We start from the raw sequence: 13,759 nt of genomic DNA on the forward strand, positions 1-13,759 counted from the left end.
GCCACTCGCCAGACGTTGCGAAGGCCACAGTGATGCCTGACGTCCTGTGGCTTTCGCGACACCCCGTCGCCGGCTCCTGAGCGTTCACCTTCCGGAGGTGGCAAACCTACGACACCGTAAGTTACGGTGTCGTAGGTAGGCGTTTTCCGTACCCTGGAAGGACGAAACGCATGGCGGTCCCCGAAACCACCCGGCTGATGCTCGAACTCGAAGGGACGGTCGAGGAGAACCTCAACCGGCATCTCTCGGTCGCCAAGGAATGGATGCCGCACGAGTTCGTGCCGTGGGACGAGGGCCGCAACTTCGCCGACCTCGGCGGCGAAGCGTGGGATCCCGAGCAGTCGCGGGTGTCGCCGATCGCGCGGACGTCGTTGGAGGTCAACCTCCTCACCGAGGACAACCTGCCGAGCTATCACCGCGAGATCGAGCGCGCCTTCGGCCGCGACGGCGCGTGGGGTACGTGGGTGCATCGCTGGACCGCCGAAGAGGGCCGCCACGGGATCTGCATCCGCGACTACCTGCTGGTGACGCGCGCGGTGGACCCGGTCGAGCTGGAGCGGTCGCGGATGCAGACCATGCAGGCCGGGTACGACAGCGGCGACAAAGAGCTGCTGAACGTCTTCGCGTACGTATCCTTCCAGGAGCTCGCGACGCGGATTTCGCACCGCAATACCGGGAAGTACACGCAGGATCCCTTGTGCGAGAAGCTGCTCGCGCGGGTCGCGATGGACGAGAACCTGCACATGCTCTTCTACCGGAACCTGGTGCAGGCGTCGCTGGAGCTTTCACCCGACGCGATGATGCGCGCCATCACCGACGAGGTCGTCCAGTTCCAGATGCCGGGCGCGGTGATCCCGAGCTTCGTGCGGAAGGCCGCGCTGATCGCGAAGGCGGGGATCTACGACCTGCGCATCCACCACGACGAGGTGATCTGGCCGTTGCTGCGGCAGTGGAAGATCTTCGAGCTCGAAGGGCTCGGCGAGGTGGGGGAGAAGGCACGGGACGAACTCGACCAGTTCCTGAAGGCCCTCGACACGCAGGCTTCACGCTTCGAGGAGCGCCGCGCGGCCGCTGAAGCCCGCGCCGCCGCCCGACACGTGTGACCCGGTCCCAGTCACGTGAGTTCCGCCTCCAAGCACGCGAGATCCGGCGGCCGTCACGCGTGTCCCGCCGGACGACACGCGTGATCAGATGGCCAACTCGTGTGTCGTCCCTCTGATCACGTGAGCCGGCCGCCGGATCACGCATGATCGCGGGCGGAACTCGCGTGACGGAAGCCGGATCTCGCGTGTTTGAAGACGGAACTCGCGTGACGGCCGTCGGGGAGGACTAGCGCGAGCGGCGCGAGCCGGCGCGGGTCCCCGAGGAGAACGCGGCGGCACCACCGCGACGGGCCGGAGCGCCGCCGGACTGGTTCCGCGAGGACTGGGACTTCGTGGCACCGGAGCCGCGGCGCGGCTGCGACTCGGCGGCACCGTGACGCCCCTGACGACTCTGGCCGCCGCCCTTGGGCGCGCCTTCGCGACGTCCGGTGCTCTCGGCCGCGCGACGGCCTTGGCCGGCGGGAGCGCCGCGGCGGTCGCCCTCGGTACGGGGCTGACGCGAACGGCCGTCGGAAGAGCCGCCGCGACGGCCGCCACCGGAAGCTCCACGGCCACCGGCGGAAGGACCTCGGCCACGGCCACCGCGGCCGCCACGTCCACCGCTTGCCGGACGGTCTTCGTCGTCGCCCTTGCCCGGGATGGCTTCACCGCTGGCGCTGACGCGCTTCGGCCGCGTGTCCACGATCGGCCGTCGAGGCGAAGCGGTGAACGAACGCTCACCGGGCGCCAGTTCCGACAGCAGCGGGTGGCCGGGGCCGAGCTGCGTCGTGGTCGGCTTGATGCCTGCCTTGCGGGTGAGGTCGCGGACGTCGCCGACCTGCGCGTCGGTCATCAGCGTGACGACGGTGCCGGACGCGCCGGCCCGCGCCGTCCGGCCGGAGCGGTGCAGGTACGCCTTGTGCTCGACGGGCGGGTCCGCGTGGATGACCAGCGTGACATCGTCGACGTGGATCCCGCGCGCGGCGATGTCGGTCGCGACCAGCGTCTTCGCCGCGCCGGAGGCGAACGCCTCCAGGTTGCGGGTCCGCGCCGTCTGGCCGAGGTTGCCGTGCAGCTCGACCGCCGGCACGCCGGAGGCCATGAGCTTGCGCGTCAGCTGCTTGGCGCGGTGCTTCGTCCGGGTGAACACCAGCGTGCGGCCCGGGGCGGCGGTGAGGTCGATCAGCACCGGCAGCCGGTGGGTCTCCTCCAGGTGCAGCACGTGGTGTTGCATCGTCGAGACCGGCGACTGGGCCGAGTCGACGCTGTGCGTGACCGGGTCGTGCATGAAGCGCTTGACCAGCACGTCGACGCCCGCGTCGAGGGTCGCGGAGAACAGCAGGCGCTGCCCGCGCTCCGGGGTCTCGGCCATGATGCGCCGGACGTCGGGCAGGAAGCCGAGGTCGGCCATGTGGTCGGCCTCGTCCAGCACGGTGATCTCGACGTGGTCGAGCTTCGCCTCGCCGGAGCGCATGTGGTCGGCGAGCCTGCCGGGGCACGCGACGACGATGTCGACGCCGTCACGCAGCCTGGTGATCTGCGGGTTGGGGCTGACGCCGCCGAAGATCGTGGTGACCTTGAGGCCGAGCGGTTTGGCCAGCGGCAGGAACGAAGCCTCGATCTGGGTCGCCAGTTCGCGCGTCGGCGCCAGGACCAGGGCACGCGGGCGGCCGGGGCGGCGGCGGGTCGGGCCTTCGGCGAGCCGGGCGAGGACGGGCAGCACGAAGCCGTACGTCTTGCCGGAGCCGGTGCGGCCGCGGCCGAGGACGTCCCGGCCCGCCAGCGAATGCGGCAGCGTGGCGGCCTGGATCGGGAACGGGCTGGTGACGCCTTGTTCGGCGAGCGAGTCCACGAGGGTCTTGGGCAGGCCGAGTTCGGTGAAAGTAGGTGTGCTCATAAGCGTGTGGGCGCGAAGCGCGCCCTGGTATCTCCGTAAGGATAGAAACGGTTGTCCTGCCCGGCGCAGACCTCGGGGGCCGCGGCGCGTGGTCTTCGACAACGAAACGCGGCCCGAGGCAGAACTGAGCGGACCGCGTCGTCCAGTGTACTGGGTCGTGATCTCCCGGGCTACGTGATATCGCCCGCACCGGTCCGGTGATGTTCGTCGGTTCGGACGAGCCGGGCGCGGCGTCGCGGTGAAACGCTGACCTGACCGGACGAAAGGGGACACGGGTGTCGAACGTTCAGGATCTGCAAGGGGTGCTCGACGAGGAGGCGCGTCGCGCGAGCGTCCCCGGAGCGGTGGTGGGGGTGACGCACCGCGGTGAGGAGTCGGTGTTCGCCACCGGAGTGTCCAGTGTGGACACCGGGCTTCCGGTCGATCCCGGCACGTTGTTCATGATCGGCTCCACCAGCAAGACCTTCGCCGCGGCCGCCGTGCTGGCCCTGGTCGAAGACGGTGTGCTGGACCTGGACAGGCCGGTCGTCGAGTACCTTCCCGATCTCCCCTTGGCGGATCCGGTGGCGCGGAAGACGGTGACCTCGCGTCATCTGCTCACGCATTCGGCCGGTTTCCTCGGCGACGTCGACTTCACCACCGGGTGGGGTGACGACGCGCTGGCCCTCGCGATCGCGAAGTTCGGCGACCTGCCGCAGAACTTCCCGCCCGGCGAGGTCTTCTCCTACTGCAACGCCGGATTCCAGCTGGCCGGCCGGGTCGTCGAGGTGGTGGCGGGCGAACCCTTCGAGGACGTGGTCCGCGCCCGGCTGCTCGACCCACTCGGTATGACCGAGTCGTATTACCTGCCGTGGGAGGTGCTCACCCGCCGTCACGCCGTCGGACACGTGCTGCGCGACGGTGAAGCGGCGGTCGAGCACACCGTGGGCCTCACCCGTGCGGACAGCGCGAGCGGCGGGCTGTGGTCGACCGCGGGCGACCAGCTGAAATGGGCCCGGTTCTTCCTGACCGGTGAGGCCGAGGGCGAGCCTCCGATCAGCGAAGCCACCCGCGACCTCATGCGCGCGCCGCAGCGCAGGGCCGCGCTGCGGTTCGAAGAGGTCGGGCTCAGCTGGCTGCACACGACCCACGGCGCTGCCCGGCTGGTCCGGCACGGCGGCAACGTGAGCAACCTGCAGCTGTCGGAGTTCGTGACCGTGCCGGAGGAGGAATTCGCCGTCACGGTGCTGACCAATAGCGCGGGCGGGTCCGCACTGGGCGCGAAGGTCGTCGACTGGTGCCTGGAGCACGTGGTCGGGCTGCCTCCGCTCACGAGCCCGCCGCCGGTGCCGCAGCCGGACATCGCCGAGTACCTGGGCCGCTATCAGACCGGTGACCTGGCGTTCGTGGTCAAGGACCGGGACGGCGCCCTCTGGGCCCAGCTGGTCGCCGACGTCGAGGGCTTTCCCTCGCCACCGCCGTTCGAGGCCGTTTTCGTGGGCGGCGACGCGATCGCCCCGGCTGCGGACACCCGCAAGCCCACCGCCCGGTTCCTGCGCGACGAGCGTGGACGGGTGACTTCGGTCGAGTTCGGTGGCCGGACGGCGAAGCGAGGCGCTACGGTTACCGGGTAGTAACTTCGGCTGACCAGGAGTGACCATGAGCGAAAAGGCGACCGCGTTGTTGCTGAACCCGGGTGGGTACGACCCACGGCAGTTCGACCCGGAGACGCGTCGCCTGCTGCGTGCCACCATCGAGTGGTTCGAACAGCGTGGCAAGCGCAAGCTCGTCGAGGACTACCACGACCGGACCTTCTACGCGGACTTCATCGAGTTCGCGGGCAAGGAAGGCCTGTTCTCCACGTTCCTCACTCCTGGCGCCAACGCCGAGGGGAATCCCGACAAACGGTGGGACACCGCGCGGGTCGCGGCCCTGTCGGAAATCCTCGGCTTTTATGGCTTGAACTACTGGTATCCGTGGCAGGTCACCATCCTCGGCCTGGGCCCGGTGTGGCAGAGCGCGAACGAGGCCGCCCGCAAACGCGCGGCGGACTCGCTCGCGGCCGGCGGCGTCGCCGCGTTCGGACTGTCCGAAAAGGAGCATGGGGCCGACATCTACTCGTCGGACCTCGTGCTCACCCCGGACGGCAAGGGCGGCTACCGCGCGAACGGGTCGAAGTACTACATCGGCAACGGCAACTGCGCGCGGACCGTGTCCGTGTTCGGCCGCATCGACGGCGTCGAGGGCCCGGACCAGTACGTGTTCTTCTACGCGGACTCGGAACACCCGAACTACCGCGTGGTGAAGAACGTCGTGCCGTCGCAGATGTACGTCGCCGAGTTCGAGCTGAACGACTACCCGGTGTCCGAAGAGGACATTCTGCACGTCGGCGCCGACGCGTTCTCCGCGGCGCTGAACACGGTCAACATCGGCAAGTTCAACCTGTGCTTCGGTGGCATCGGGATGTCGACGCATTCGCTGTACGAGGCGATCACGCACGCGCACAACCGGGTGCTCTACGGCAAGAAGGTCACCGAATTCCCGCACGTGCGCCGGGAATTCGTCGAGGCGTACGCGCGGCTCGTCGCGATGAAGCTGTTCTCCGACCGTGCCGTGGATTACTTCCGCAGCGCGAACGCGGACGACCGCCGGTACCTGCTGTTCAACCCGATCACCAAGATGAAGGTGACCACCGAGGCGCAGAAGGTCATCGGCCTGGTCGCGGATGTGGTGGCGGCCAAGGGATTCGAGGCCGACACCTACCTCGCGATGGCCAAGAACGACATCGACGGCCTGCCGAAGCTGGAAGGCACGGTGGCGGTGAACCTCGCGCTGATCGCGAAGTTCGTGCCCGCGTACCTGTTCGCGCCGCAGGCCTACGAGCCGGTGCCGACCCGTTCCGACGCGGCCGACGACGAGTTCCTGTTCCGCCAAGGCCCCGCGCGCGGCCTGTCGAAGGTGCGGTTCCACGACTGGCGTGAGGCGTACGCCAAGGCGTCCGCGATCCCGAACGTCGCGCGGTTCACCGAGCAGGCCGAGGCGCTGGTGAAGCTGTTCACCGAAGCCGCGCCGGACGAGGCGCAGCAGCAGGACATCGACTTCGGTCTCGCGCTGACCGAGCTGTTCACGCTGGTCGTCTACGGGCAGCTGGTGCTGGAGCAGGCCGAGATCACCGGGATCGAGACCGAGGTCGTCGACCAGATCTTCGCCATCCTGGTACAGGACTTCAGCCTCACCGCGATCGATCTGCACGGGAAATCGTCCTCGACCGACGCGCAGCAGGCCCTCGCGCTGGCCTCGATCCGGAAGCCGGTCGTCGACGCGGCGCGCTTCGATCACGTGTGGTCGCTGGTGCGGGACCTCTCCGGTGCTTACGCCATGAACCCGTAAAGATCCGTGAAGGCCTCCTTCCCTACTCTCAGGGTAGGGAAGGAGGCCTTCACGGACTTCTGAGCCCTACTTGCCGAAGCCGGCCTTCCGGAGCGCGTCCGCCATGGCGCCGCCGCCACCGGAGTTGCCGCCGCGGTCCCGGCCGCCACCGCGTCCGCCCTGACCGCCACGCTGACCGCCGCCTTGGCGCTGACCGCCGCCCTGGCCGCGGTCACGACCACCGCCACCGCCCTGCTCACGAGCAGGCTTGCCGGGCTCGTCGTCCAGCCGCAGGGTCAGCGAGATCCGCTTGCGCGGCACGTCGACCTCCAGGACCTTCACCTTGACGATGTCGCCGGGCTTGACGACCTCACGCGGGTCCTTGACGAAGTTCTTCGACAGCGCGGAGACGTGCGCGAGCCCGTCCTGGTGCACGCCGACGTCGATGAACGCGCCGAACGCGGCCACGTTCGTCACGACGCCTTCCAGCCGCATGCCCGGCTTGAGGTCGCCGATCTTCTCGACGCCGTCGGCGAAGGTCGCGGTCTTGAACGCCGGTCGCGGGTCGCGGCCCGGCTTTTCGAGTTCGGCGAGGATGTCGGTCACCGTCGGCAGACCGAAGGTGTCGTCGACGAACTCCGTGGGCTTCAGCGCCTGCAGTGTCCGCGAGTTGCCGATGAGCGAGCGGATGTCCGTGCCGGTCGAGGACAGGATCCGCCGCACCACCGGGTAGGCCTCCGGGTGCACCGAGGACGAGTCGAGCGGGTCGTCGCCGTCCGGGATCCGGAGGAAGCCCGCGCACTGCTCGAAGGCCTTGGGGCCGAGCCGTGCGACCTCCTTGAGCCCGCTCCGCGTCTTGAACGGACCGTTCTCGTCGCGGTGCGCGACGATGTTCTCCGCCAGGGTCGTCGTGATGCCCGAGACGCGGGTCAGCAGCGGGGCGGACGCGGTGTTGACGTCGACACCGACGGCGTTCACACAGTCTTCGACCACCGCGTCGAGTGAACGCGACAGCGAGATCTCCGACAGGTCGTGCTGGTACTGCCCGACGCCGATCGACTTCGGGTCGATCTTCACCAGTTCCGCCAGCGGGTCCTGCAGGCGCCGCGCGATGGAGACCGCGCCGCGCAGCGAGACGTCCATGCCCGGCAGTTCCTGTGAAGCGAACGCGGACGCCGAGTAGACCGACGCGCCCGCCTCGGAGACGACGGCCTTCGTCAGCTTCAGTTCCGGGTGCTTCTTGATCAGCTCGCCCGCCAGTTTGTCGGTCTCGCGCGACGCGGTGCCGTTGCCGATCGAGATCAGGTCCACCTTGTGCCGGGCGCACAGCGCGGCGAGTTCGGCGATCGACTGGTCCCATTTGTTCGCGGGCTGGTGCGGGTAGATCACGTGGGTGCCGACGACCTTGCCGGTCGCGTCGACGACGGCGACCTTGACGCCGGTGCGGAAGCCCGGGTCGAGGCCCATCGTGGCGCGCGTGCCCGCCGGGGCGGCGAGCAGCAGGTCCCGCAGGTTCGCGGCGAACACGCGGACGGCGTCGTCCTCGGCCGACTGGCGCAGCCGCATCCGCAGGTCGATGCCCAGGTGCAGCAGGATCTTCGTCCGCCACGCCCAGCGGACGGTGTCGCCGAGCCACTTGTCGGCCGGCCGCCCTTCGTTCGCGATGCCGAACTTGTGGGCGATGCGGTTCTCGTACTCGGTCGGCCCGGTACGCGGTTCCTCGGAGGGCTCCTCCGACTCCATGGTGAGGTCGAGGATCTCCTCCTTCTCACCGCGGAACATCGCGAGGATCCGGTGCGAGGGAAGCTTGGTGTAGGGCTCCGAGAAGTCGAAGTAGTCGGAGAACTTCGCGCCCTCTTCGGCCTTGCCGTCGCGGACCTTCGAGGCCAGACGGCCTTCCGCCCACATCTTCTCCCGCAGTTCGCCGATCAAATCGGCGTCCTCGGCGAAGCGTTCGACGAGGATCGCGCGGGCGCCGTCCAGTGCGGCCTGCGCGTCCGCGACACCCTTGTCGGCGTCGACGAACACCGCGGCGGCGGCCTGCGGATCGGTGTTCGGGTCGCTCAGCAGCCCGTCGGCGAGCGGCTCCAGGCCGGCCTCGCGGGCGATCATCGCCTTCGTCCGCCGCTTGGGCTTGTACGGCAGGTAGATGTCCTCGAGGCGGGACTTGGTGTCCGCCGCCATGATCGACGCTTCCAGCGCCTCGTCCAGCTTGCCCTGGCTGCGGATCGACTCCAGCACCGCGACCTTGCGCTCGCCGAGTTCCCGCAGGTAGCGGAGGCGTTCTTCGAGGGTGCGGAGCTGGGTGTCGTCCAGCATCCCGGTGACCTCTTTGCGGTACCGGGCGATGAACGGCACGGTCGATCCGCCGTCCAGCAGGTCGACGGCCGCCTTGACCTGCCCCTCGCGCACGCCGAGTTCTTCGGCGATCTTCTGCTCGACTGTCTGCAGGCCCTGCACGCTCACTCCCACGCTCCTGATTCCGCCCTCGGGTGCTCTCGGACCCTGCATTCTGCCGCTCGTGCCGAGCCGACTTTCGTATGGCCTCCTCTAACCGAACCCTTGACAGTTGTATTGGTCTGTACCATTTTGATGTGGCCGACATCACCCGTTCGTGGAGGCCAGTCGTGAAAGTGAAGCCGAAACACGCGTTCCTCGCCCTGCTGTCGTCACTGGCCGTGTGCCTGGGGGTGACTTTCGCGGTCTCGGGCAGCGCCTCGGCCGCCAACATCCTGACCAATCCGGGCTTCGAACTAGGCACCACGAGCGGCTGGACCTGCACCGGCGCGAACGCGGTGGTCACCACGCCGGTCCACTCGGGCACTCGCGCGCTCAGCGCCACCCCGGCGGGGCAGGACAACGCCCGCTGCTCGCAGAGCGTGGCGGTGAAGGCCAACACCGCGTACACGCTTTCGGCGTGGGTGCAGGGCAGCTACACCTACCTGGGTGTCACCGGCACCGGGACGGGTGACAAGAACACCTGGACCCCGGGTGGCGGCAGCTGGTCGCAGCTCTCGCTGAGCTTCACCACCGGCGCGTCCACCACGAGCGTCGAGATCTACCTGCACGGCTGGTACGGCCAGCCCGCGTACTTCGCCGACGACGTGAACCTCGACGGCCCCGGCGGCTCGCCGACGACGACCCCCACCACGCCGACCACGCCCACGACCCCGACGACCACCACGTCGAACCCGCCGACGACCACGACGAGCACCCCGCCGACCGGGAACCTGCCGAAGCACGTGATCACCGGCTACTGGCAGAACTTCTACAACGGCGCGAAGGCGCTCAAGCTCGCCGACGTCCCGACGAAGTACAACATCATCGCGGTGTCCTTCGCCGACGCGACGGCCACGCCGGGCGCGGTCAGCTTCACCCTCGACTCCGGGCTGTCGAGCCAGCTGGGTGGCTACACCGACGCGCAGTTCAAGGCCGACATCAAGACGGCGCAGGCACGCGGGCAGAAGGTCATCCTGTCCGTCGGCGGCGAGAAGGGCACGATTCGCGTCGATTCCGCGGCCGCGGCCACGAACTTCTCCAACAGCATGAAGTCGCTCATCGCGACCTACGGCTTCGACGGCGTCGACATCGACCTGGAGAACGGCGTCAACGCGACCTACATGGCGCAGGCGCTGCGCAGCATCCACGCGGCGGGCGGCTCGATCATCACCATGGCGCCGCAGACGATCGACATGCAGAGCCCGGCGGCGGAGTACTTCAAGCTGGCGCTGAACGTCAAGGACATCCTGACGATCGTCAACATGCAGTACTACAACAGCGGCACGATGCTCGGCTGCGACCAGAAGGTCTACTCGCAGGGCACGGTCGACTTCCTCACCGCGCTGGCCTGCATCCAGCTGCAGAGCGGTCTGCGCGCCGACCAGGTCGGGCTCGGCCTGCCCGCCTCCGGCTCGGCCGCGGGCGGCGGCTACCAGGCGCCCGGCAACACGGTCAACGCGCTGAACTGCCTGGCGAAGGGCACGAACTGCGGTTCGTTCAAGCCTTCGACGACGTACCCGGCGATCCGGGGCGCGATGACCTGGTCGATCAACTGGGACGCCTCGCAGGGCTATGCGTGGTCGAACACGGTGAGCGCGGGCCTGGCAGGCCTCCCGTGACGATCCGCTAGACCGGGGCGGGTGCCGACGTCGCGCGGGCGGCGGCACCCGCCCTTTCCACTTCTTCCCCCCTTACGCGTTTAGTCCTCTGGATGCGGTAGTTCGCAGGGCGAACTACCGCATCCAGAGGACTAAACGCGTAAGGTCAGAGCGGGGTGAGGGGGAGCCGGAGGGCGGCAGGGGCCTCCGGAGGGACGACGGGCTTCAGCGGGGCGACAGGGGACAGGCGCCGGTAGGGGGAGCCGAGCGGCGGCCGCGGGTCGGCCTCGCCTTTGTTGGGCCACAACGACATCGCGCGCTCCGCCTGCGCGGTGATGGTGAGCGACGGGTTCACCCCGAGATTCGCCGAGATCGCCGAACCGTCCGCGATATGCAGCCCGGGATGACCGTGCACGCGCTGGTACGGGTCGACGACGCCGGTCTCGGCGCTGTCGCCGATCGCGCAGCCGCCGATGAAATGCCCCGTGATCGGGATGTTCGCCAGATCCGTCCACGCGCCCTGCGCCAGCCCGCCGATCTTGTCCGCCACCCGTCGCGTGACCTCGTGCCCGGCCGGGATCCACTCCGGGTTCGGCTCGCCGATGCCCTGTTTCGTGGTCATCCGGCGGCCGAAGAGCCCGCTTTTCGTATACGTGGTAACGGAATTGTTCAGCGTCTGCATCACCAGCAGCCCGACCATCCGCTCCGACCACCGTCGCGGGTTGTGCAGCCGCACCAGCTGCCGCCGGTTCCGCCACAGTTCCCGCGCGCCCAGCACCCACCTGCGTTTTCCCGGCTCGGCGTCGACGAGCACCGTCGTCAGCAGGCCCATGAAGTTGCTGCCCTTGCCGTAGCGCACCGGCTCGACGTGCGTGACGGCGTCGGGATGGATCGACGACGTGATCGCGACGCCGCGGGTGAAATCGGTGTCCTTTCGCAGGGACCGTGCGGCGAGGACGGCCTCGGAGTTCGTCCTGGCGAGCAAGCCGAGACGCGGTGACAGGTTCGGCAGCGTGCCCGAGTCCTTCAGCGAGTGCAGAAGTCGTTGCGTGCCCAGGGAAGCGGCGGCGAACACGACTTCGGAGGCGGTGAAGGTCCGCTTGCGCTTGCGTACCCAACGTCCTGTCCGGACGGTGTCGACCGCGTATCCGCCATCGATCGGCCGGACCGACACGGCGGTGGTCAGCGGATGGACCTCCGCGCCCGCCTTCTCCGCCAGGTACAGGTAGTTCTTGACGGTCGTGTTCTTCGCGCCCACCCGGCAGCCGGTCATGCACTCGCCGCAGTGCGTGCACGGCTTTCGCGGCGGGCCCTCACCGCCGAAGAACGGGTCGACGTCGCGCTTGCCGAAATGGACGCCGACCGGCGTCGGCCGGTAGGTGTCCGCGATGCCCATGTCCTCGGCGACCTCGCGCAGTACGCGGTCGGCCGGCGTGACCAGCGGGTTCTCCACCACGCCCAGCATCCGTTTCGCCTGGTCGTAATGCGGGGCGAGCTCGGCCTTCCAGTCGGTGATGTGCGCCCACTGCGGGTCTTCGTAGAAGGTGTCCGGGGGTTCGTAGAGCGTGTTCGCGTAGACGAGCGACCCACCGCCGACGCCCGCGCCGCTCAGTACGAAGGTGTTCTTCAGCAGTGTGAGCCGCTGGATGCCGTAGCAGCCCAGTTTCGGGGCCCACAGGTACTTCCGCAGCCGCCACGAGGTTTTCGCGAACTCGTCGTCGGCGAACCGGCGGCCGGTTTCCAGCACGCCGACGCGGTATCCCTTCTCGGTGAGCCGCAACGCGGTCACGCTGCCGCCGAAACCGGAGCCGATCACCAGCACGTCGTAGTTCATCGCGCGCCCGCCGTCCGGTAGTCGCCGAGGTCGAGCTTCCTCGTCCGCCGGTCGTACTCGGTCACCAGACCCGGCCAGTTCGTGCTCACGCGGCCGTTCTCCTGGCGGTACCAGCTGGCGCAGGCCGTCCAGACACTGCGCCCGAGGCGTCGCTGGATCTCCTCGTCGTACTTCCGCTCGACCTCCGGTATGACGTCCATATAGGACACTTCCGGTTTGGCGAGGTGCTCGACGGCTTGCCGGATGTAGCGGGCCTGCCGTTCGATCATGTAGATGATGGAGCCCGCGCCGAGGTTCGTGTTGGGCCCGTAGACGCAGAACAGGTTCGGGAACCCGGGCACGGTCATGCCGAGGTACGCCCGCGCCCCGCCTTTCCACGCGTCGGACAGCGCCCGTCCGCCGAGGCCCTCCACCTTCAGTTCGCCGAGGAAGTCGGTCGCCGCGAAACCGGTCCCGTAGACGATGACGTCGGCTTCGTGTTCGACTCCGTCTTCCGTGAGCACGCCGGACGGTGTGATCGCGCTGATCCGCCGTGTCTCGACGGCGACGTTGTGCCGCGCCAGCGCGGGCAGGTACTCGTTGGTGAACAGGATCCGCTTGCAGCCCAGGGGATAGTCCGGGGTGAGTTTCTCGCGCAGCGCCCTGTCCTTGATGTGACGGCGCCGCAGCTGGGCCGTCCGGAGTTCGAAGACCTTGGCCAGCAACGGATATTTGGTCATCGCATAGGTCGCGTACTCGGCGAGGAGGAAGATCCGGAGCCTGCCGAGCAGCTGGGTGGCAGGCAGATGCCGGAACAGCCGCTGCTGCCAGCGCCGGTAGCGGGTGTCCCGTTTGGCCATGATGTAGGGCGCGGTCCGCTGGAACACCGTCAGCTCGCCCGCCTGGCGCTGGACTTCGGGCACGAACTGGATGGCGCTCGCGCCGGTGCCGATCACCGCGACCTTCTTGCCGCGCAGGTCGACGTCGTGATCCCAGTGCGCGGAGTGGAAGCTGGCGCCCTCGAAGGTTCCTTGGCCGGGGATGTCCGGTCGGACGGGCCGCGAGAGCTGGCCGACGGCGGGGACGAAGACGTTCGCTTCGAACGTCTCGCCGCCCGCGGTCTCGACCCGCCAGAGCCCGCGCTCCTCGTCGAAGGCCGCGGCGGTGACGCGAGTGCCGAACCGGATGTGCGGTTCGAGCCCGTAGCGGCGCACCACGCGCTTGAGGTATTCGTGGATGTCCGGTTGCAGCGAGAACCGTTTCGGCCAGTCGGGGTTGGGCTCGTAGGAGAACGAATACAGCGGCGACGGGATGTCACAGCCGGCGCCGGGGTACGTGTTCTCCCGCCAGACGCCGCCGGGTTCGCCGGCGCTTTCCAGGATGGTGAAGTCGTCGAATCCGGCGCGTTTGAGCTCGATCGCCGTCCCGACCCCGCCGAAGCCCGTCCCTACGATCAGCACGCTCGTATCGCCCATGCCGATCGAAGTTACCCAGCGGTCACCCCGCTAGGAAGTACACGACC

Annotated in this window: 8 protein-coding genes; 4 read left to right on the forward strand and 4 right to left on the reverse strand. The window is 68.6% G+C overall.

Translation table 11 applies throughout. From position 1 onward, the window contains the following. The first annotated feature begins 170 nt into the window (after window positions 1–170). Window positions 171–1,103, forward strand: a complete 933-nt coding sequence (locus AC069I_RS29135) for an acyl-ACP desaturase (protein ID WP_478266844.1) — start codon at window positions 171–173, stop codon at window positions 1,101–1,103. A 226-nt stretch (window positions 1,104–1,329) separates the two neighbouring features. Here AC069I_RS29135 and AC069I_RS29140 read toward each other — a convergent pair whose 3' ends face one another. After that, window positions 1,330–2,979: a DEAD/DEAH box helicase gene (locus AC069I_RS29140; protein WP_478266845.1), complete on the reverse strand. Its 1,650-nt coding sequence runs from the start codon at window positions 2,977–2,979 to the stop codon at window positions 1,330–1,332. Between the two features lie 275 nt (window positions 2,980–3,254). Between AC069I_RS29140 and AC069I_RS29145 the strand changes: the two genes are divergently transcribed. Together AC069I_RS29145 and AC069I_RS29150 are read left to right on the forward strand one after the other, a co-directional pair. Next, complete coding sequence (locus AC069I_RS29145; RefSeq protein ID WP_478235096.1) at window positions 3,255–4,592, forward strand: serine hydrolase domain-containing protein; 1,338 nt, start codon at window positions 3,255–3,257, stop codon at window positions 4,590–4,592. A gap of 25 nt (window positions 4,593–4,617) precedes the next feature. Then, window positions 4,618–6,348: an acyl-CoA dehydrogenase gene (locus AC069I_RS29150; protein ID WP_478226563.1), complete on the forward strand. Its 1,731-nt coding sequence runs from the start codon at window positions 4,618–4,620 to the stop codon at window positions 6,346–6,348. A 66-nt stretch (window positions 6,349–6,414) separates the two neighbouring features. Here the strand turns inward: AC069I_RS29150 and AC069I_RS29155 are convergent, their stop codons facing one another. Beyond that, window positions 6,415–8,793: a Tex family protein gene (locus tag AC069I_RS29155; protein WP_478266846.1), complete on the reverse strand. Its 2,379-nt coding sequence runs from the start codon at window positions 8,791–8,793 to the stop codon at window positions 6,415–6,417. A gap of 161 nt (window positions 8,794–8,954) precedes the next feature. Between AC069I_RS29155 and AC069I_RS29160 the strand changes: the two genes are divergently transcribed. After that, complete coding sequence (locus AC069I_RS29160) at window positions 8,955–10,445, forward strand: chitinase (RefSeq protein WP_478226561.1); 1,491 nt, start codon at window positions 8,955–8,957, stop codon at window positions 10,443–10,445. 145 nt (window positions 10,446–10,590) lie between these two features. On the opposite strand, the gene AC069I_RS29165 is transcribed toward AC069I_RS29160, so the two are convergent. Both AC069I_RS29165 and AC069I_RS29170 read right to left on the reverse strand, forming a co-directional pair. After that, window positions 10,591–12,258 (reverse strand): GMC oxidoreductase, encoded by a 1,668-nt coding sequence (locus tag AC069I_RS29165; protein ID WP_478226560.1) that lies wholly within the window; start codon window positions 12,256–12,258, stop codon window positions 10,591–10,593. Further along, window positions 12,255–13,712: a flavin-containing monooxygenase gene (locus tag AC069I_RS29170; protein ID WP_478266847.1), complete on the reverse strand. Its 1,458-nt coding sequence runs from the start codon at window positions 13,710–13,712 to the stop codon at window positions 12,255–12,257. The genes AC069I_RS29165 and AC069I_RS29170 overlap by 4 nt, the downstream gene beginning before the upstream one ends. Between the last annotated feature and the right edge of the window lie 47 nt (window positions 13,713–13,759).

The organism is Amycolatopsis sp. NPDC043885, from assembly GCF_056435685.1.